Genomic DNA, 19,033 nt, shown 5'->3' on the forward strand with positions numbered 1-19,033 from the left:
ACCGAACTCGCCGACGCAATTGACGGTTGCAAAAGCGCTAGCCCCCGGCGATGCTGGCGGCCGATGCCCGCCAAGCCGGACCACGACAAGAGCAAACCTGAGGACGCGCCGCATTATCACGGCCATCGCGAGCGGCTGCGCGAGCGCTTCTACAATGCCGGCGCGGATGCACTGAGCGATTACGAGCTCCTGGAGATGGCGCTGTTTCCGACGCTGCCGCGGCGCGACACCAAGCCGCTCGCGAAGACGCTGATCAAGACCTTCGGCTCGTTCGCCGAGGTCGTGCACGCGCCGGTGGCGCGTTTGCGCGAGGTTGACGGCATCGGCGAAGCCGCGATCAACCAGCTCAAGCTGATTGCGGCCGCCGCGAGCCGCGTGACCAAGGGCGAGGTCAACAGCCGCAACGCGCTGTCGTCCTGGAACGAGGTGATCGATTATTGCCGCTCCAGCATGGCGTTTGCCGACAAGGAGCAGTTTCGCCTGCTGTTTCTCGACAAGCGCAACCAGCTCATCGCCGACGAGGTGCAGCAGACCGGCACCGTCGACCACACCCCGGTCTATCCGCGCGAAGTGATCAAGCGCGCGCTGGAATTATCAGCGACCGCCCTGATCCTCGTGCACAACCATCCCTCAGGCGATCCCTCGCCCTCGCAGGCGGATATCCAGATGACGAAGGCGATCATCGACATCGCCAAGCCGCTCGGGATTGCCGTGCACGATCACATCATCGTCGGCAAGAGCGGACATGCCAGCCTGCGCGGGATGCGGTTGATCTAGGGCGAGATACCGTCCGTCGCGATGCGCGTTGCGGCCGCTCGCCAAGAACGCGATGATCGCTCAGTAGCAATACCTGTGATCGACCCGGACGTAGTAGCCGTCCGGCCTCTGCATGTAGCAGCCGCGCTGATAGGCGTAGTAGCCGGAGCGGCGGCGCTCGCCTTCGGAGGCGATCGCGGCGCCCGTGCCGGCGCCGACGACGGCACCGATGGCAGCACCGCGGCCTCCGCCGAGCGCGCCACCGAGGATCGCCCCGCCGACGCCGCCGATGATCGCGCCGCCGATGGCATCCTGGGCGGCGGCCTCATGCACCGGCACCGCCATCGCAACCGTCAGACACACCGCCATTCCAACAGCTCGAAGCATCCCGAATCCTCCCGGTTGATGCCGCCAGTCATAGCGCTCGGGACGGCGCCGGACCAGACCAATTGTCGCAGCCAGCGCGGGGCCTCAGGCCGAAGGACCCTTGCCCAGGGCAAACGAGAGCACGATCGCGTCCGGTGCCTGCTTGAATTCCCTGGTCACTGTCTCGCGCACGAGGCCGGCGAGGTCGCCCAACGGCTTGGTCTGATAAAGGCCCGGAAACATGACCGTCACCGATGCGAGGCGGCCATTGCGCCAGTTGAAACCGACCTGCGGCCTGACGCCGGTCGATTGCTCGAGATCGCCCTCCACGGCCCGTGCGTGCTGCATTCCGTCTTTCAGCGCGCCAAAGGCATCGCAGCCGGACAGGGCAAAGGCGAGGACAACGATGACGACGGCTCTGAACATCGAAGGGCCCGAACGGAATTCATGCTCTACGCTGGATTGCAGCGACCGTATCATGCACCATGTCATGCAGGCCACAGAAAAGACGTGGCGGCCGCCCAGACGGCGGCGCACTTGCCTCCAGGCCGAAGATTACGGTTCGACCCAGCGCTGCACGGCCTCGACGGTATCGGCGGGCGTGGTGTTGAAGCAGATCGCAGCGTCAGGCGCGAGGCGGTGGACGAGGTTGAGCACCTTCTCGAACAGCACGAGGCGCTCCTTCGGCTCGCGCAGGCCGGCGCCGATCACGACACAGTCGAAGCGCTCGTCGCGCAGTGCCGCCGTGACGCTGGCTTCCGCGGTGGCGTCGAGATCGATCAGGCAGCTCGTGACCTCGAAGCCGAGATCGCGCAGACGCAAGAGCTGCGCCTCGATGTAGGTTCGCACGAGCTCCGGCGTGAGCTGCGGGAATGCGCTGTAGTCGGCACTGCCGGGTTCGATGCCGATCGCGAGGACGCGCTTGGCCATGCCGGATCTCCCAACGAAATCACCTCTTCCGTCAACGAGATGCCCGGTCTGCAGGTTCCGCCTTCGCGTGGCGTCATTCGGCGGCAACGGATGTCGGGCCGCCTATTGACGCAGCATGATGAGGGGATCGGCGGTATCGGGGACGCGCCGCCACTGCGCGTTGTCGTCGGCCTCGAACTGCCAGACGTTGCCAGACTTCGACATCAGGATGATCTGGCCGCGCTCGAGCCGCCATTGCGTCGGGTTGAACTGCGCGATGGCCGCGTCGCATTTCGGCTTGAGGAAGACCTGGAAATTGTCCTGGCCGGCTTCCGTGTTGGTCAGCGTCAGCCCGCAGACCGGCTGGCCGTTGCCGCGCACCATCGTCCAGTCCCCGATCATCTGGTCCATCGACTTGGCCATCGAGCGGGCGGCGGCGAGATCCTGCAGGATGTAGACGCCCTCGCCCTGGCGCAGGCCTTCGAAGATGCCGGCCTCGACCTCGGTGAAGTCGATCACGGCCTCACCGGTCGCATCCTGCAGGCGGACGATGTCGAGGCCCCTGACGCTCCAGGCGACGATGTCCTTGGTGAAGGGCAGCGCTGCCTTGCAGGCCGGCTCCAGCTCGAGCTTGAAGCCCTGCCCCGCGACATCGCCCTTCATCGTGACGACACAGGTCTTGCTGCGCTCGGTGGTGGAGAGCTCCCACTGACCGAGCATCTCTTTCTTCAGGCTCGTTGCATCCTGCGCATGCGCAGCGCCGATCGCGGCCAAGTGGGCCGCGACGGCGAATGCAACGACCCGAAGAATTTTCATCAGCGCCCCTTGAACGGCGTTTCGGCAACCGGCGTCAGCGGCGCCTTGCCTGAGAACCATGACTTGAGGTTGTCGACCACGAGCTGGTCCATCGCGTTGCGCGTCACCACCGAGGCCGAGCCGATATGCGGCAGCAGCACGACGTTCTGCATGGTCTTGAGCTCGTCCGGCACAGTCGGCTCCGCCGCGAACACGTCAAGGCCGGCGGCCAGGATGGTACCCGACTTGAGCGCCTGCACAAGCGCCGGCTCGTCGACCACCGAGCCGCGTGCGACGTTGACCAGCACACCGCGCGGGCCGAGCGCCTTCAGCACCTCGGCATTGATCATCTTGTTGGTCGAGGCGCCGCCGGGCACGATCACCATCAAGGTGTCCACCGCCTTCGCCATCTCGATCAGATCAGGGTAGTGCTTGTAGGAGACGTCCTTGGACGGGTTTCGCGAGTGGTAGACCACCGGCACCAGCGAGGCATCGAGCCGGCGCGCGATGGCCTGCCCGATCCGGCCCATGCCGACGATGCCGACCTTGCGGTCGCGCAGCGAGCCGACGCTGAGCGGATAGTTCTGCGTCTGCCAGAGCCCGGAGCGCACGTAGCGGTCGGCCTTGATGAATTCGCGCAAGGTGGAGATCAGCAGGCCCATCGCGACGTCGGCGACCTCCTCGGTCAGCACGTCGGGCGTGTTGGTGACGATGATGCCGTGCTCGGCCGCGTATTTGGCATCGACGTGATCGTAGCCGACGCCGAAGCTTGCCACCATCTCGATCTTGGGCAGCTGCGACAGCGAACCCTTGTCGGCACGGACGGTGTGATAGGTCACGGCGACGCCACGGATTTTTTCGCGGATCGCCGGCGTCAGCCGTTCGAGGTCGCCGTGCGTCTCGGCCTTGTGCACGACGAAATGGTCGGAAAACCCGTTCTCGAGAATCGGCCGCACCGGCCCATAGATCAGAAGGTCGATCTTTTCGGACGAAATCGAACCGGCAGCCATCAGTTTTCCTTTCCAAGCGCGCTTTCATGCCAGCGCCGTAAAACGAGGTGCGAAACTAGCGCCAGCACCCCATAGATGACAATCCCGGCAAGCGACAACAAAAGCAGCGCTGCGAACATGCGGGGTATGTTCAATCGATAGCCTGATTCCGCGATCCTGTAGGCAAGCCCGGAGCCGGCGCCCGCTGTTCCGGCCGCGATCTCGGCCACGACCGCGCCGATCAGCGACAGGCCGCCTGCGATGCGCAGGCCGCCGAGAATGTAGGGCAGTGCCGCGGGCAGCTTGAGAAAGCGCAGCGTCTGCGGCTTTGAGGCGCCATAGAGCTGGAACAGGCCGGCAAGGTTGCGATCGACCGAATTCAGCCCGAGCGTGGTGTTGGACAGCACCGGGAAGAACGCGACAATGAAGGCGCAGACGACGACTGCGGTTTGCTGCTCCAGGTAGATCAGGAGCAGCGGCGCAATCGCGATGACAGGGGTGACCTGGAGGACGATCGCATAGGGAAATAGCGAGTATTCCACCCATTTCGACTGGTTGAACAACAGCGCCAGCGCGATGCCGCCGATGCTGGCCGCGGCAAAACCTTCGAGCGTGGTCAGCAGCGTGGTGGCGAGCGATTGTGACAGCACCGCCCAGTCCTTGATGAGCGTCAGGACGATGACGGAGGGCGCCGGCAGCACGTAAGGCGGGATGTCCTTGATGCGGACCATGAGTTCCCAGGCGAGGATGCCGGCCGCGAACACGATGACGGGAAGCCCAAAGCGCATCGCGCGTTGCGCGCCTCGCGGTTTTGCGGTGACGGGGGCCTGCGCGTTCATAACGTCGACTGCCCCGAATAGGATGGCGCCAGCGCCGCCGACACCTTCCGGCAATAATCGGAATAGGCCGCGGAGGTGCGAAACGCCTCGCCGCGCGGCTCGACCGTCTCGATGCGGATATCGGCCTGGATGCGGCCGGGCCGCGCCGTCATCACCACCACGCGCTGCGACAGATAGACGGATTCGAACACCGAATGGGTGACGAAGATGACGGTCTTGCCGAGGCTGCGCCACAGCGCGAGCAGATCATTGTTGAGGCGGAAGCGCGTGATCTCGTCGAGCGCGGCGAACGGCTCGTCCATCAGCAGGATATCCGGATCGGTGACCAGCGCGCGCGCCAGCGACACCCGCATCTTCATGCCGCCGGAGAGCTCGCGCGGAAAGGCATCGGCGAAATCGGCGAGCCCGACGCTGGCCAGCGCCGCGTCGGCACGCCCGCGCGCCTCGGCCTTCGGCACGCCGGCGAGCCTCAGCGGCAGCCGCACATTCTCGCGCACACTGGTCCAGGGCATCAGGGTCGGCTCCTGAAACACGAAGCCGATGCCGTGGCCCGGCAGCACCTCGCCTTCGTGACGCGCCACCCGCACGATGCCTGACGACGGCGCGCTGAGCTCCGCGATCAACCGCAGCACCGTCGACTTGCCGCAGCCGGACGGACCCAGCAGCGAGATGAACTCGCCCTTGCGGACAGTGAGGTCGAACGGGCCGAGCGCCATGACGCCATTGTCATAGGTCTTCGTCACGCCGCGCAGGCTGACGGCGAGATGCGTCAGGCCGGCGTCGGCCGCGGACGAGGTTTTGCCTGATGACATCGAGCTTGCGCTACGGCTTGCTCGGGCGCAGCTCGACGCCGACGCCCTTGTTGACGAAGCGCAGCGTGTAGGATTTGCGGAAGTCGAGTTCGGGCTTCACGACGCCGGCCTTGACCATCTTGTTGAAGAAGGAGGTGTAGCGCTCGTCGCTCATCGCGCCGATGCCGTTCTTCAGGCTGTCGCCGGAATCGACGATGCCATGCTCCTTCATCTTGGCGACGGAATAAGCGAGCAGGTCGTCGGTCATCTCCGGATTGAGCTTCTTGATCATGGCATTGCCGGCGGAATTGTCGCGGTAGATGTAATTGTACCAGCCGATCATGGAGGCATCGACGAAACGCTGCACCAAATCGGGCTTCTTCTCGACGACGTCGCGGCGCGTCTCGATCAGGGTCGAATAGGTGTTGAAGCCGTAATCGGCGAGCAGCAGCACGTTGGGCTTGAAGCCGGCGGCCTTCTCGACCGCGAAGGGCTCGGAGGTGACATAGCCCTGCATCGCGCTCTTGGGATTGGCGATGAAGGGTTGCGGGTTGAAATTATAGGGCCGCACGTTCTTCTCGTTGAAGCCGTATTCGGACTTCAGCCACTGGAAATAGCTGGTCATGCCCTCCTTGGAGACGAACAGCGTCAGCGGCTTGAGGTCCTCGATCTTGCTGACCTTGGCTTCCGGCTGCGTCAACATCACCTGCGGATCTTTCTGGAAGATCGCGGCGATGGTCACGACGGGGACGTTGTTGGCGACCGCGTCGAACGACATCAGCGTGTTCGCGGCCATGAAGAAATCGATCTTGCCGGCGATCAGCAGCATCCGGTTGTTCTCGTTGGGACCGCCGGGAACGATGGTGACGTCTAGCCCGTATTTCTTGTAGGTGCCGTCGGCGACCGCCTGGAAGAAGCCGCCATGCTCGGCCTCGGCGACCCAGTTGGTGCCGAAGGTGACCTTGTCCAGCGTCTCGGCATGCGCCTCGGCGCTGCAGACGAAAGCAGCCATCAAGCCCGCAATGAACGCTCTGCGCAGATGAAAGGGGGTCATAATGGCACTCCGTCGATCGCTTCCAGCATAATCGCGTCTAGCTCGTGGCAGGCCAACGCGATAAAACCGCATGACGTCAGGGGACGCGAGCCGGCCGGGCCCGCATCCCCTTACCCCAAATTACGTGACAAATTCGGGCAATGAAACCTCCAAAGAAAACTCAATGATGCCATCCCGCGACTGGACCGAAATCCGCTGGGCCGAGACAACCCCTACGGAATCGTCGCGCTGGATCGCAGTGCTGCCGCTGGCGGCGACCGAGCAGCACGGCCCGCATCTGCCGTTCGAGACCGACGTGCTGATCGCGGACGCCTATCTCGCGCGCGTGCGCGAGCTTCTGCCCGACAACCTTCCGGCCAGTTTTCTTCCCGTCGAACCGGTCGGGATTTCCACCGAGCATATCGACTATCCCGGCACGCAAACGCTGCCGACTGAAACCGCGCTGAAGCGATGGACCGGGATCGGCGAGGACGTCGCGCGTCGCGGCGTGAAGAAGCTCGTCATCATCACAAGCCATGGTGGCAACAGCGCGGCCATGATGCTGATCGCGCAGGATCTGCGTGCGCATCAGAAACTGTTCGTGGTGACGACGTCATGGTCGCGGCTGTCAGGCGCCGACACATTGTTCCCGGCCGACGAGGTGCGCCACGGCATTCATGGCGGCGCGGTCGAAACCTCGATCATGCTGGCGCGCTTTCCCGACCAAGTGCGCAAGGAGGCGATCGCGGATTTTCCGGCGAGCAGCATCGCGCTGGAGCAGCAATATCGCTGGCTGTCGACGCAGCGCCCGGCGCCCTTCGCCTGGCAGGCGCAGGATCTCAACGCCAGCGGTGCCGTCGGCAATGCGACATTGGCCGTGGCGGCGAAGGGCGAGCAGCTGATCGATCAAGGCGCTCGTGCTTTTTGCGAGCTCCTCAGCGAGGTCGATAACTTCGACGTGAACAGGCTCGCCAAGGGGCCGCTCGGCTAGCCGACATCCTATTGTAATCATTTACAAAAACTCATTTCTCCAGGAACGGATTTGCCGCATTCGAACCGGACACGGGGAGCCTCCGTCAAACTGGGCACGCGGGCCACAACGGACCGCCTCAACCCCGGATGGAGTTTTTACATGTCGATCAAGACCAAGATTGCCGCTCTCGCTCTCGCGACCCTCGCCGTCACCGGCAGCATCGTGTCCACCACCTCCTCTGCCGAAGCCAAGCAGCCCGGTTGGGTCTGGGGTGTCGGTGCCGGCATCGCGACCGCCGCCGTCGTCGGCTCCGCGATCGCCGCCAACAACGACCCCTATTACTACGGCTATCACCGCTGCGGCTGGGTCGCCCAGTACAACGCTTTCGGCCAGTACGTCGGCCGCGTTCGTACCTGCTACTGATCTGAGTACCTGAGGCCGATCTTACGTGGATCCTGCGTCCGACACGGGCGCCTCATCCACCCCGTGTCGTGCCCCCGACCCCGCCCGGCTGTCCCCCCGGGCGGGTCATTCTTTTTTGCCGGGAGTTTGTTGCCGTCCCGTCACACAGCGGTGCGAACCATCGCGTGCGGCAATCTTCATCAGTTGCTATTGCGAATTAATCGCAATAAGGTTCGCGCAAGTTCAGGAACTTGGGACGAAATCGCGTCGAATCGAGATCATCTCGATGACGCGAGCAACCAAGACTGATGACAGGACCGCTGCGAATCGGCAGGGATGTCGCGGCGGATGGATTCCATTCGCGTTTGGGGGCGTGCGTTTTGACGTTGAGAGGTCACCGTTACAGGTACTTGCGGACGGCCGCGGCGATTGCCTCGGGCGTGCTTTCTTTTCCCGCCGTGGGCCGTGCGGCCGGTCTGCCGCTGAAGGCGCCGGCGCTGAGAGCTGTCTATGACTGGACCGGCCTCTATATCGGCGCGCATGCCGGCTACGGCCGCGGCTCATCGCACTTTGCGCTGAACGACGGCACAGGGATCAACGATAACGGCGTCTTCAGCGGCATGATCGGCGGCGTGCAGGCCGGCTACAATTACCGGCTCAATTCCGGCTGGCTGGTCGGCGTCGAAGGCGATTTCACGTTTCCCAACTACATCACGTCGAATTCGATCGTCTCCTTCCTGGCGACGCCCGGCAACACCGTCACCCAGCAATGGGACTACGCCGCCAGCCTGCGCGGCCGCGTCGGCTATACCAGCGGTCCGTGGCTCGTCTATGCCACCGGCGGCTTTGCCTGGATGGGCGAGCGCTATTTCGACGCGCCGGCCTCCGGCGCCGAAGTCCCGAAAATCCTGAACACGCGACCCGGCTGGATCGCCGGTGCCGGTGTCGAATACGGCTTCGCGCCGCATTGGAGCGCACGGCTCGAATATCTCTACAGCCGCTTCGACGGCGCCAATGTCGCCTTCTCCACGGGGGCCCAATACAGCTCCTCGTCGCTGGACTTCCAGCAGGTCAGGCTCGGCCTCAACCGCAAGGTCGATTGGCCGGGCATGCCCAGCTACAATCCGAAAAGCTCCCTGATCGACACCGAATCGGATCGCTGGGAGATCCACGGCCAGAGCACCTATCTGCCGCAAGGTTATCCCTCATTCCCCGCGCTCTACACCGGACCGAACTCGCTCACGCCGTCGCCGCAAGCCAAGGCGACCTGGAGCAACAGCCTGTTCCTGAACGCGCGGCTGTGGGACGGCGGCGAGGTCTACTACAATCCCGAGCTGCTCCAGGGATTTGGACTGAGCGACACCGTGGGCGCGGCTGGCTTCCCGAACGGCGAGGCGCAGAAGTCGAACTTCCCCTATCCGCACTACAACACCTCGCGCCTGTTCGTGCGCCAGACCTTCGGTTTCGGGGGTGAGCAGGAAGAGCTCGCGAGCGGCCAATTGCAACTCGGCCAGAAGGTCGACGTGTCCCGCCTCACCGTGCAGGCCGGCAAGTTCGCGGTGGTCGACGTGTTCGACGGCAATGCCTACGCCAAGGACACGCGCAAGGATTTCATGAACTGGTCGCTGTGGGCGCCTGGCGCCTTCGACTATTCCGCCGACAAGGTCGGCCTCACCTACGGCGTCACCGCCGAGCTCAATCAGAAGCTATGGGCGCTGCGCGGCGGCTATTTCCTGATGGTCGCGGAGCCCAATGCAAATCATTTCGACACCAAGGTCGGGGAGCGCGGCCAGTACGTGATCGAGCTCGAGACGCGCTTCTCGCTGTTCGGCCAACCCGGCAAGCTCAGGACCATGGGCTGGCTCGACAGTGCCAATATGGGCAGCTTCCGCGAGACGCTGAACAATCCCGCGCTCAATCTCGACATCGCGCAGACCCGGCGCGGCCGCATCAAGGTCGGCTATGTCGTCAACCTCGAGCAGGCGATCACCGAGGATGTCGGACTGTTCAGCCGCTGGAGTTGGAACGACGGCAAGAGCGAAACGCTCGCCTTCACCGACATCAACCGCAGCCTGTCGGCTGGTCTTTCGATCAAGGGCACGAAATGGGGCCGGCCTGACGACGTGATCGGCGTCGGCGGCGCGATCAACGCGATTTCGCAGGACTACCGGGACTTCCTCGCCGCCGGCGGCCTCGGCGTGCTGATCGGCGACGGCGCGCTCAACTACCGCAAGGAGCGCATCCTCGAAACCTACTACGCTTACGCGCTGAACAAGAATCTGACACTAACCGCCGACTACCAACTCATCGTCAACCCCGCCTACAATGCCGACCGCGGACCGGTGTCGGTGTTTTCGGGGAGGCTGCACGGCGAATTCTGAGCGGCGGCGCGAGTGCGGCGAAATCAGGTGGTGGCCGTTTCACCTCTCCCGCTTGCGGGAGAGGGAGCTGACCTCCGTTATGGCAACTAGCCCTGATCCCACCACGCAGTCTAAGCCGCCCGGATCGCGTCCAGGAATTTTCCGACCTCGACCTTGAGGCGCGTGCTCTCGCCGGACAGCGATCGCGCAGAGGTGAGCACGTTGGCGGAGGCTGATCCGGTCTGGCTCGCGCCGCGCTGCACGTCGACGATGCTGGCGGAAACCTGCTGGGTGCCGCGCGCGGCCTGCTGCACGTTGCGGGAAATCTCCCGTGTCGCTGCGCCCTGCTCCTCGACCGCCGCGGCTATTGCGGACGCAATCTCGGACATGCGGGAGATGGTGTCACTGATCGACCTGATGGCGCCGACGGAGTCCTCCGTCGCGGTCTGGATTCCCGTGATCTGCTGGCTGATCTCGCCGGTGGCCTTGGCGGTCTGCTCAGCCAGCGCCTTGACCTCGGAGGCGACCACCGCAAAGCCGCGCCCAGCCTCGCCGGCGCGCGCCGCCTCGATGGTGGCGTTGAGCGCCAGAAGATTGGTCTGGCCCGCGATCTGGCTGATGAGCTCGACGACGTCGCCGATCCGCCCCGCGGCCTTGGCGAGCTCGCCGACATAATCGTTGGTCCGCCCCGCCTGCTGCACCGCCTCGCCGGCGATGCGCGCGGAATCCTGCACCTGCCGGCTGATCTCGTCGACCGACGAGGCCATCTCCTCGGCCGCCGCGGCAACGGTTTGCACGTTGGTGGAGGCCTGTTCGGAAGCGGCCGCGACGGTCGCGGTGACCTTTTCCGATTGATCGGCCGTGCTCGTCAGCGTTCCCGCGGACACTTCCAGCTCCGAGGAAGCCGACGACACCGTGTTGATCACGTCGCCGATCATGGCTTCGAAATCGCGCGCGATCTGGTCCATGCGCTGGCTGCGCCGCAGCTTCGCGTCGGCCTCGACCGCGGCCGCCTCGTCGGCGGCCTTCTTGGCGAGCAGTGAATCCTTGAAGTGCTGCAGCGAACCCGCCACCTGGCCGATCTCGTCATTGCGGCCCGTCGCGGGGATCTCGACCTCGTGCTGTCCGGCAGCGAGCGTTCCGATCACGTCCGCGAGCCGGCTGAGCGGCGTCACCACGCGTCTGCGCAGCATCATGGTCACGGCACCGAGCGTCCCCAGCAGCGCCAGCACGGCGACACCGCCGAGCGCGAGCATCGCCAGCGCGCCATCGCGCGACGCCGAGGCACGCTCGGAAGCTTCGGCCAAGGCGGCATCGCGCACGCCGTAGAACATCTGGATGGCTGGCACGATGACCTTCGCCAGTTCGTCGGCGTTGCTGCTGTACTTGCCGTCACTCCGGGCTGCGGGAATCTCCTTGTCGACGGCAGCCGCAGCTTTTCCAAAATACGATTCCGTTGCCGCCTTCAGCGCGGTCGCGATGCGGGAGGGATTTCCGAGTTGGTCGATGCCTGCCTCGATGCGCTCGCGGTCGGCCTCCACGCGGCCTTGCATGCGATCCATCAGCGACAATTCGCTCGCCGTGAGCGGGCGGCTCGCCGACAGCGCCGGGGACAGCGTGGCGGCTCGGCTGCCGGCCGCAACACGTAGATCCTGGGCCGTCCGTGCCAGGCTCAACAGCGCCGCGAGCGAGGAATCGGCGTTGATGACTTTCGCTTCGAGCCGGTTCATGACCGGTTCGATGTTGCCGATGACGTCGGCAACACCGGGGAGGAAGCCCTTTGTCGCGGCACTGTCGCGCGCCGCCAGGGGAACGCCCATCGCGCGATCGGCAGCGTTGGTGACCTCCTTCAGCCGCCGCGCGGCACGGTCGAGATTCTCCGCAATCGCGCCGCCGTCATCCAGCACCATGACGGCGCGTCTTGCGGCCTCGAAGCCCGCCTCGGCGGCTTTCGCAGCCTTCGTGGCAGCTTCGAGCTGTGCCGGTGTTGCGGCGCCTTCCTGGAAGATCGGACCGATATAGGGAGCGCGAAGGCTGGCGACATGCTGGCTGGCCATCAGCGTCGCACCAAAGGCATCGACGGTCTTGATCGCGTCGGAGCGGTTCGTGAAGATTCGCGTCTGGGGTATCAGCACCTCGGCGCCGAGGATGACTGCAAACACCGTCACCGTCAGCATCGACAGCGCGAAAAGCTTCCCGATCCGCATCCTGGGTCCCCCGAATACATTTCTGCAATGTCGAAAACCTAGCCGGGCGGCCACTAAGAGCCCGTTAAGCAACGGCAGCCCCGTAGTTCCACGGGAACTCGCGCAAAGCATGTCGAGGCCCGCGGCCGCGCGGTTCCCTCGGGGCGTCAAACGCGGCAAAATTGCCGGCATTTCTTCGCCGCATACCTATATCAAGCCGTGTGCCGACCTATTCGGCCACACTCATTTACCTCGGAACGTCAATGCTCTCGGTCGAACTCGTCATCGTCGTCGTCCTGATCGTCATCAACGGCCTCTTGTCCATGTCAGAGCTGGCCGTGGTCTCGTCCCGCCCGGCGCGGCTGTCGCTGCTCGCCGCCAAGGGCGTGCGCGGCGCCGAGCGGGCGCTGACACTGGCAGCCGATCCCGGCAAGTTCCTCTCGACGGTGCAGATCGGCATCACGCTGGTCGGCGTGCTCTCCGGCGCGTTCTCCGGCGCGACGCTCGGACAGCGGCTGACGCAATGGCTGCTCGAGCTCGGTCTGTCCACGGGAATTGCCGACATCGTCGGCGTCGGCATCGTCGTGACGCTGATCACCTACGCCACCCTGATCGTCGGTGAGCTGGTGCCGAAACAGGTGGCGCTGCGCGACCCCGAAAGCATCGCGGTCAGGGTCGCGCCCGCCATGCACGTGCTTGCGAAGGTCTCGCTGCCGCTGGTCTTTCTGCTCGATCTCTCGGGCAGGCTGATCCTCACGCTGCTCGGACGCGGCGGCAAGACCGAGGAGAAGGTCTCGGAGGACGAGATCCACCACCTCGTCAGCGAGGCCGAGAGCGCGGGCGTGCTCGAGCCCGGTGAGAGGGAGATGATCGCCGGCGTGATGCGGCTCGGCGACCGGCCGGTTGGCGCGGTGATGACGCCGCGCACGGAGGTCGATGAGATCGACCTCAACGACGATCCGGCGGCCATTCGGGAGATCATCGCCAAGAGCCCGCATTCGCGCTTTCCCGTCTCCGACGGCGACCGCGACAAACCGATCGGCGTGCTCCAGGCCAAGGACCTGCTGATCGCCTATATGAACGAACGCAACCCGGACCTGCGCGCGCTGGTGCGCGAGGCGCCCGGCATCCCGGCGTCGGCAGACGCGCGCGACGTGCTGACCATCCTGAAAGCCGCGCCGGTCCACGTCGGTTTCGTCTACGACGAATATGGCGGCTTCGAAGGCATGGTGACGGCCGCCGACATCCTCGAATCGATCGTCGGGGCCTTCCATTCGGAGGCCGGACCGCCGGAGCCCGCCTTTGTCAGGCGCGCCGACGATTCGCTGCTGATCTCCGGCTGGATGCCGGTCGACGAATTCGGCGAATTGCTCGGCGTCGAATTGCCGCCGCACCGCTACAACACGGTGGCGGGCCTGGTGCTGCAACAGTTCAACGTGCTGCCTGATACCGGCGATGCCTTCGATTTCGGCGGCTGGCACATCGAGGTGGTCGATCTCGACGGGCGAAGGATCGACAAGATCCTGGCGAGCCGGTTGAGTGAGGTCGAGACGGGGTGAAATTGAGCGATAGCCCGCGCCCGCTCATGGTCACCCGAACCTCACGCCGATCCGCTTCTCCTTGCGCCAGATCACGGTGCACGACAGATGCGTTCCGTCGGCTTGGACGAACAGGGTGAAATGCTCGGGGATGCCGACCGGGCTGGTGACGTCGAGCGCGGCGCCGGTATCGGACAGGTTGCGGACGGTGCAGTCGATCGCGCCGCCGCCGAACTCGATCGTTCCGGCCTTCAGCACGCGATGTCTTGCCTTGTCGCGCCGTTCGTCCATGGGCACAATATACACCCAAAGTTGAACAAAATCCTAGATGCCAGCTGCGCTCGCGGCGAATGTGCGCGGGCCGGGCAGGTCTCGCCGCGGGCCGAACGATGCCTTACAGCGCCGGCTGGAACGTTTCCGCCTGAGCCATCCGCCAGGCGTCGCGGAAACGCGGGTCTTCGGTGCCTTCGAGCAGCTCGCCAAGGCGCAGCGCCGGATAGAGCTGCGCAAAGGATCTCACATCGGTGGTCGAGGTGCGCTGGGTGAAGTGAATCGGGCGCAGCTGCTGCGGATGCTCGAGGCCCGCCGCGGCGATCAGCTCGGTCAGCGAATGCAGGGTGGCGTGGTGATAATTGTGCACGCGGTCGATCTTGAGCGGCACGTAAAGCGCACGCGCGCGCGTCGGGTCCTGCGTCGCCACCCCGGTCGGGCAGCGGTCGGTGTGGCAGCTCAGCGACTGGATGCAGCCGAGCGAGAACATGAAGCCGCGCGCCGAGTTGCAATAGTCGGCGCCGATCGCCATCGCACGCGCCATGTCGAAGGCGGTCGCGATCTTGCCGGACGCTCCGATCTTGATGCGGTCGCGCGCATTGATGCCGATCAGCGCGTTGTGGACGAAATTGACGCCCTCGCGCATCGGCATGCCCAGATGATCCATGAATTCCAGCGGCGCCGCGCCGGTGCCGCCTTCATTGCCGTCGACGACGATGAAATCAGGATAGATGCCGGTCTGAATCATCGCCTTGCAGATCGCCAGGAATTCCCAGGGATGGCCGACGCACAGCTTGAAGCCGGCCGGCTTGCCGCCGGACAGGCGGCGCATCTCGGCGATGAACTGCATCATGCCGGCCGGGGTGGAGAAGGCGCGATGCGAGGCCGGCGAGATGCAGTCCTCGCCCATCGCGACGCCGCGGATCTTGGAGATCTCCTCCGAGACCTTTGCCGCCGGCAGCACGCCGCCGTGGCCGGGCTTGGCGCCCTGGCTGACCTTGAGCTCGACCATCTTGATCTGGTCGTCACTGGCGACGCGCGCGAACGCTTCGGGATCGAAGGTGCCGTCGGGATGTCGGCAGCCGAAATAGCCGGAGCCGATCTCCCAGATGATGTCGCCGCCCATCTCGCGATGATAGGGGCTGACACCACCCTCGCCGGTGTCGTGCGCAAAGCCGCCCTTCCTGGCGCCGGCATTGAGCGCACGCACTGCGTTGGGGCTGAGCGCGCCAAAGCTCATCGCGGAAATGTTGAACACCGAAGCCGAATAGGGCTTCTTGCAGTCGGGACCGCCGATGCTGATGCGGAATTTCTCCGCGGCATGCGCCTTCGGCGAAACCGAGTGATGCATCCACTCGTAGCCCTGGCGGTAGACGTCCTCCTGGGTGCCGAACGGACGCTTGTCGAGCTCCATCTTGGCACGCTGATAGACCACCGCGCGGGTGTCGCGCGAGAACGGCATGCCGTCCTTCTCGCTCTCGAAAAAATACTGCCGCATCTCCGGGCGGATCTCTTCGAGCAGGAAGCGGATATGCGCCGAAATCGGATAGTTGCGCAGCACCGCGTGGCTCTTCTGCAGGAGATCGCGGACGCCGAGCAGCGTCAGCGCGCCGAAGATCAGGATCGGCACCAGCAGGATGTCGAAGATCTTGCGGTCGGCGATGCCGATGCCGATCAGGAGCGCGGTGACGACCGCGCAGATCGTCAGCACGATGTAGCGCGGCGAGAATGGCAGCAGCAGGGTCTCCATGATCCCCTCCTCCGCCAGCGGCAGGCGTTTGTGGGATGAGTGTCGGGAGGAGTCCTGCGTCTTGGTGTCGTCGGCCACGATTCCCATCCTCTCGCCAGCATGAGGCGGTACGATACGCCCTCGCCTGTCATACGGATATGACGCGGCCCTTGTTTCAGGCTAGCGAATTCGGCCGAGATAAATCAATCAGCCGAGAGGATAGGCTTTTGCAGTGCAACAGAGGGGATGGAAACGGGGACTGGTGGAGGCAACAGTCGCCACCACAACTGAGCTGTCGTCCCGGGCAAGCGTCAGCGCAGACCCGGGATCCATAACCACAGGGGTCCATGGTGAAAAAAGCCGTCACTCCGAGTCTTCGCATAACCGCGGCTGGTGGGTATGGGTCCCGGATCGGCGCGCGCTTAGGCGCGCTTGTCCGGGACGACACCGGAGTGGATCGCTAAGTGTTCGGCAAGACGGCGACCAGAGCTTACCGCTCGACGAACGCCTTCTCGATCACGAAATGGCCGGGCTTGTTGCCGCTGCCTTCGATGAAGTCACGGCCTTCGAACATCACCTTCAGCTCTTCGAGCATCCCCGGGCTGCCGCACATCATGATGCGGTCGGTGGCGATGTCGAGGGGCGACTGCCCGATATCGTTGAAGATCTGCTCGGAGTTGATGAGGTCAGTGATGCGGCCGCGATTCCTGAACGGCTCGCGGGTCACGGTCGGGTAGTAGATCAGCTTGTCCGCGAGCAGCTCGCCGAACAGCTCGTCCTCGCGCAAGGAAGCGACCAGCTTCTCGCCATAGGCGAGCTCGGAGACCTGGCGGCAGCCGTGCACCAGCACGATGGACTCGAACTGCTCATAGACCTCGGGGTCCTTGATCAGGCTCGCGAACGGCGCGAGGCCCGTTCCGGTCGAGAGCAGCATCAGCCGCTTGCCGGGAAGGAGGTTATCGGTGATCAGCGTGCCGGTCGCCTTGCGGCCGACCAGGATGGTGTCGCCTTCCTTGATCTTCTGCAGACGCGAGGTCAGCGGGCCGTCCTGAACCTTGATCGAGAAGAACTCGAGCTCTTCCTCGTGGTTGGCGCTCGCCATGCTGTAGGCGCGCAGCAGCGGACGGCCGTCGATCTCGAGGCCGATCATCGCGAACTGGCCGTTCTGGAAGCGGAAGCCCGTATCGCGCGTGGCGCGGAAGCTGAACAACGTGTCGGTCCAGTGCTGGACGGAAAGAACCTTCTCTCGGTAAAACGCGCTCATGATTTTCGATATTCCGAATAATTGCGGTTTTAGGGCAAAAGCGTTGCCCGGCCCTGAAACGGGGCGGACACCATTGCCATGGCGGAGGATTTCGCGTGTGTGATCTACGCCATTGAGACCAATAATCAACCTCGTTCCGGATGCAATTGATGCCGGTCAAACCGGCATTTGCGGCGGAATTGGCCATATTGTTAATGAATCTGCTGCCGGGCGCGCGCCGCGGGCAATTTCTTTTCCCTGCCGCGTTCGAATGCAGCACTTAATTTCCATCGCGCTCGCGAGAATTTCATTAAGAATAGCTCTGACTTTCACCCCGGTTCGGCGCCGTTTCCCGCATTTTTGCGGCTTTTGGCGCCAGGAACGTCTGAAACGCGACAGAAACACATGGCGGCAAGCGACGAGCGAATCTTCGTCCAGGCGATCAGGCGCTATTGCGCGGGCCATGGCATCGCGGTCGATGTCCGTGCCGATGGCTGGCTGATCGCGATGCGCCGGGGCGATGAGCGGCGCTTTGCCTTCGGCTACGACATCGGCCTCAACAGCGCCATCGCCCATCGCCTCGCCAACGACAAATCGGCGACATCAGAGGCGCTGGCGTTGGCGGGCGTTCCCTGCATTTCCCATCACCTCTTCCTCAACCCAAGGCTGGGCGTGCTCGTCGCCGGTGCCGATTGGCGCCAGCAGATGCTCGCGCTGCTGGCTCAGAATCCGCAAGGCGTGGTGGTGAAGCCGAACGAGGGGACATCGGGACGCTCGGTGTTCAAGGTGACGACGGCGGCCGAACTCGACCACGCGGCTGGCGAGGTGTTTTCAATGAGCGCCGGGCTCGTGATCTCGCCCTATGTCGCGATCGAGGACGAGGTCCGTGTGGTGCTGCTCGGAGATGAACCCCTCATCGTCTACAGCAAGCAGCGTGGCACGGATTGGCGGCACAATCTCGATGCCGGCGCCAAGCCGGTGCTGCAGGAGGATGGCGACGTTCGCACCGCCTGCGTGAAGCTGGCGAGCGATGCCGCGCGTGCCATCGGCATTGTCTTTGCGTCGATCGACGTGGTTCGCGTGAATGGCGAGTGGAGCGTGCTCGAGATCAATTCCGGCGTGATGATGGAAGCGCTGGCCAAGCTGCATCCGCAACTCGTGCAAGCGGCGTATGACGCGGCGCTGGACCGGGTGTTTGGGCAGAGATAGCAGCCGCGGGCTCGCTGCACCCTCTCCCCTTGTGGGCCTGTTGCGTTATCGGTCTTGGAGGCTGAGGACATGAGGAGAGAGGGGCGCGGTCACGGCAATTGCCAGCCAAGTCTGTAGTGTTCGCCCTCGGCGGGCGGTTCAGGCCGCGATCGTGGCCCACTGCCTCATGTTGAAGGCGATCGAGGCGAGCAGGACCTGCCCGCTTGCCTTCATCAGACCGACGTAGCGGATGCAGGTCAGTCGCATGCGGCGTTTGAGAGTGGCGAAGGTGGTCTCGACCTGGGCTCGTCGGCGCGCGATGAGGCGGTTGTAGCGTTTGAGCCTTGGCGGCAGTTCCGGATGATGTCTGTTGGGACGGAACGCGATGCGGGGCTTTTTGCCTTCTGCTTTCAACCGGGCTCGTCTGGCATGGGTGTCGTAGGCCGCATCGGCCCACACCGCGGCTTCATCGCCGCGGATCAAATCATCGGCTGGCGTGGTGTCGTTGATGTTGGCAGGCGTGGTCAACACCGTGCGGATCAGGCCGGAGCCCTCGTCGACCCCCACATGGGCCTTGTAACCGAAGGTCGAGCCGCTCTTGCCCTGCCGCTTGGTGAAGCGGGCGTCGGGATCGTTTGAGGGACGATCCTCCCTCGGAGGAGCTGA

Annotated in this window: 19 protein-coding genes; 6 read left to right on the forward strand and 13 right to left on the reverse strand. The window is 64.3% G+C overall.

From position 1 onward, the window contains the following. Positions 1–63 precede the first annotated feature (63 nt). The gene (gene radC / locus GGD65_RS23570; protein WP_183236756.1) at positions 64–777 is read left to right on the forward strand and encodes a RadC family protein; all 714 of its coding nucleotides are present in this window, start codon (positions 64–66) and stop codon (positions 775–777) included. Positions 778–837: 60 nt separating this feature from the next. Here the strand turns inward: radC and GGD65_RS23575 are convergent, their stop codons facing one another. From GGD65_RS23575 to GGD65_RS23610, 8 genes are all read right to left on the reverse strand, one after another. Then, complete coding sequence (locus tag GGD65_RS23575) at positions 838–1,143, reverse strand: hypothetical protein (RefSeq protein ID WP_026201668.1); 306 nt, start codon at positions 1,141–1,143, stop codon at positions 838–840. Between the two features lie 84 nt (positions 1,144–1,227). Beyond that, positions 1,228–1,659, reverse strand: coding sequence for a hypothetical protein (locus GGD65_RS23580; RefSeq protein WP_246783388.1), 432 nt, complete (start codon positions 1,657–1,659; stop codon positions 1,228–1,230). A gap of 18 nt (positions 1,660–1,677) precedes the next feature. Next, positions 1,678–2,052 (reverse strand): hypothetical protein, encoded by a 375-nt coding sequence (locus tag GGD65_RS23585; RefSeq protein WP_018316413.1) that lies wholly within the window; start codon positions 2,050–2,052, stop codon positions 1,678–1,680. Between the two features lie 102 nt (positions 2,053–2,154). Next, the gene (locus tag GGD65_RS23590) at positions 2,155–2,847 is read right to left on the reverse strand and encodes an AprI/Inh family metalloprotease inhibitor (protein ID WP_183236757.1); all 693 of its coding nucleotides are present in this window, start codon (positions 2,845–2,847) and stop codon (positions 2,155–2,157) included. Then, positions 2,847–3,836: a 2-hydroxyacid dehydrogenase gene (locus GGD65_RS23595; protein WP_092261246.1), complete on the reverse strand. Its 990-nt coding sequence runs from the start codon at positions 3,834–3,836 to the stop codon at positions 2,847–2,849. The genes GGD65_RS23590 and GGD65_RS23595 overlap by 1 nt, the downstream gene beginning before the upstream one ends. Continuing rightward, the gene (locus GGD65_RS23600; protein ID WP_183236758.1) at positions 3,836–4,654 is read right to left on the reverse strand and encodes an ABC transporter permease; all 819 of its coding nucleotides are present in this window, start codon (positions 4,652–4,654) and stop codon (positions 3,836–3,838) included. Before GGD65_RS23600 ends, GGD65_RS23595 begins: the two co-directional genes overlap by 1 nt. Next, the gene (locus GGD65_RS23605; RefSeq protein ID WP_183236759.1) at positions 4,651–5,466 is read right to left on the reverse strand and encodes an ABC transporter ATP-binding protein; all 816 of its coding nucleotides are present in this window, start codon (positions 5,464–5,466) and stop codon (positions 4,651–4,653) included. The genes GGD65_RS23600 and GGD65_RS23605 overlap by 4 nt, the downstream gene beginning before the upstream one ends. A 10-nt stretch (positions 5,467–5,476) precedes the next feature. Then, positions 5,477–6,499, reverse strand: coding sequence for an ABC transporter substrate-binding protein (locus tag GGD65_RS23610; protein WP_183236760.1), 1,023 nt, complete (start codon positions 6,497–6,499; stop codon positions 5,477–5,479). Between the two features lie 163 nt (positions 6,500–6,662). Here GGD65_RS23610 and GGD65_RS23615 point away from each other — a divergent pair, with 163 nt between their 5' ends. From GGD65_RS23615 to GGD65_RS23625, 3 genes are all read left to right on the forward strand, one after another. Next, a complete protein-coding gene (locus GGD65_RS23615; protein ID WP_183236761.1) occupies positions 6,663–7,469 on the forward strand; it encodes a creatininase family protein in 807 nt (268 codons plus the stop codon). Positions 7,470–7,610: 141 nt separating this feature from the next. Then, positions 7,611–7,874 carry a hypothetical protein gene (locus tag GGD65_RS23620; protein WP_026201669.1) on the forward strand — a complete coding sequence of 88 codons (264 nt, stop codon included), beginning with the start codon at positions 7,611–7,613 and terminating at the stop codon, positions 7,872–7,874. Positions 7,875–8,263: 389 nt separating this feature from the next. Beyond that, on the forward strand, positions 8,264–10,234 hold the full coding sequence (locus tag GGD65_RS23625) for a carbohydrate porin (protein WP_183236762.1): 1,971 nt from the start codon (positions 8,264–8,266) through the stop codon (positions 10,232–10,234). A 110-nt stretch (positions 10,235–10,344) separates the two neighbouring features. Here GGD65_RS23625 and GGD65_RS23630 read toward each other — a convergent pair whose 3' ends face one another. After that, positions 10,345–12,420, reverse strand: a complete 2,076-nt coding sequence (locus tag GGD65_RS23630) for a methyl-accepting chemotaxis protein (RefSeq protein WP_018316422.1) — start codon at positions 12,418–12,420, stop codon at positions 10,345–10,347. Between the two features lie 242 nt (positions 12,421–12,662). Between GGD65_RS23630 and GGD65_RS23635 the strand changes: the two genes are divergently transcribed. Beyond that, positions 12,663–13,958: a hemolysin family protein gene (locus GGD65_RS23635; RefSeq protein WP_183236763.1), complete on the forward strand. Its 1,296-nt coding sequence runs from the start codon at positions 12,663–12,665 to the stop codon at positions 13,956–13,958. A 30-nt stretch (positions 13,959–13,988) separates the two neighbouring features. On the opposite strand, the gene GGD65_RS23640 is transcribed toward GGD65_RS23635, so the two are convergent. The 3 genes from GGD65_RS23640 to GGD65_RS23650 all read right to left on the reverse strand — a co-directional run bounded on the left by GGD65_RS23640 (position 13,989) and on the right by GGD65_RS23650 (position 17,200). Then, entirely contained in the window at positions 13,989–14,228 is a 240-nt protein-coding gene (locus GGD65_RS23640) for a PilZ domain-containing protein (RefSeq protein ID WP_018316424.1), read from the reverse strand. 103 nt (positions 14,229–14,331) lie between these two features. Next, on the reverse strand, positions 14,332–16,044 hold the full coding sequence (locus tag GGD65_RS23645; protein ID WP_183236764.1) for an FMN-binding glutamate synthase family protein: 1,713 nt from the start codon (positions 16,042–16,044) through the stop codon (positions 14,332–14,334). A gap of 382 nt (positions 16,045–16,426) precedes the next feature. Continuing rightward, entirely contained in the window at positions 16,427–17,200 is a 774-nt protein-coding gene (locus GGD65_RS23650) for a ferredoxin--NADP reductase (protein WP_018316426.1), read from the reverse strand. 384 nt (positions 17,201–17,584) lie between these two features. Here GGD65_RS23650 and GGD65_RS23655 point away from each other — a divergent pair, with 384 nt between their 5' ends. Next, the gene (locus tag GGD65_RS23655) at positions 17,585–18,388 is read left to right on the forward strand and encodes a RimK family alpha-L-glutamate ligase (RefSeq protein WP_183236765.1); all 804 of its coding nucleotides are present in this window, start codon (positions 17,585–17,587) and stop codon (positions 18,386–18,388) included. A 138-nt stretch (positions 18,389–18,526) separates the two neighbouring features. Here the strand turns inward: GGD65_RS23655 and GGD65_RS23660 are convergent. Then, positions 18,527–19,033: transposase (locus tag GGD65_RS23660; protein WP_183236766.1), on the reverse strand; the 507-nt coding region annotated here is incomplete at its 5' end.

Origin of the sequence: Bradyrhizobium sp. CIR18 (assembly GCF_014198295.1) — a bacterium.
Taxonomy (GTDB): Bacteria; Pseudomonadota; Alphaproteobacteria; order Rhizobiales; family Xanthobacteraceae; genus Bradyrhizobium.

Coding starts and splice junctions, on each gene's coding strand:
- GGD65_RS23600 (WP_183236758.1), bottom strand. CDS start 4,654: ATGAACGCGCAGGCCCCCGTCACCGCAAAACCGCGAGGCGCGCAACGC.
- GGD65_RS23640 (WP_018316424.1), bottom strand. CDS start 14,228: ATGGACGAACGGCGCGACAAGGCAAGACATCGCGTGCTGAAGGCCGGA.
- GGD65_RS23615 (WP_183236761.1), top strand. CDS start 6,663: ATGATGCCATCCCGCGACTGGACCGAAATCCGCTGGGCCGAGACAACC.
- GGD65_RS23645 (WP_183236764.1), bottom strand. CDS start 16,044: ATGGGAATCGTGGCCGACGACACCAAGACGCAGGACTCCTCCCGACAC.
- GGD65_RS23585 (WP_018316413.1), bottom strand. CDS start 2,052: ATGGCCAAGCGCGTCCTCGCGATCGGCATCGAACCCGGCAGTGCCGAC.
- GGD65_RS23655 (WP_183236765.1), top strand. CDS start 17,585: ATGGCGGCAAGCGACGAGCGAATCTTCGTCCAGGCGATCAGGCGCTAT.
- GGD65_RS23630 (WP_018316422.1), bottom strand. CDS start 12,420: ATGCGGATCGGGAAGCTTTTCGCGCTGTCGATGCTGACGGTGACGGTG.
- GGD65_RS23620 (WP_026201669.1), top strand. CDS start 7,611: ATGTCGATCAAGACCAAGATTGCCGCTCTCGCTCTCGCGACCCTCGCC.
- GGD65_RS23635 (WP_183236763.1), top strand. CDS start 12,663: ATGCTCTCGGTCGAACTCGTCATCGTCGTCGTCCTGATCGTCATCAAC.
- GGD65_RS23610 (WP_183236760.1), bottom strand. CDS start 6,499: ATGACCCCCTTTCATCTGCGCAGAGCGTTCATTGCGGGCTTGATGGCT.
- GGD65_RS23595 (WP_092261246.1), bottom strand. CDS start 3,836: ATGGCTGCCGGTTCGATTTCGTCCGAAAAGATCGACCTTCTGATCTAT.
- radC (WP_183236756.1), top strand. CDS start 64: ATGCCCGCCAAGCCGGACCACGACAAGAGCAAACCTGAGGACGCGCCG.
- GGD65_RS23650 (WP_018316426.1), bottom strand. CDS start 17,200: ATGAGCGCGTTTTACCGAGAGAAGGTTCTTTCCGTCCAGCACTGGACC.
- GGD65_RS23590 (WP_183236757.1), bottom strand. CDS start 2,847: ATGAAAATTCTTCGGGTCGTTGCATTCGCCGTCGCGGCCCACTTGGCC.
- GGD65_RS23575 (WP_026201668.1), bottom strand. CDS start 1,143: ATGCTTCGAGCTGTTGGAATGGCGGTGTGTCTGACGGTTGCGATGGCG.
- GGD65_RS23605 (WP_183236759.1), bottom strand. CDS start 5,466: ATGTCATCAGGCAAAACCTCGTCCGCGGCCGACGCCGGCCTGACGCAT.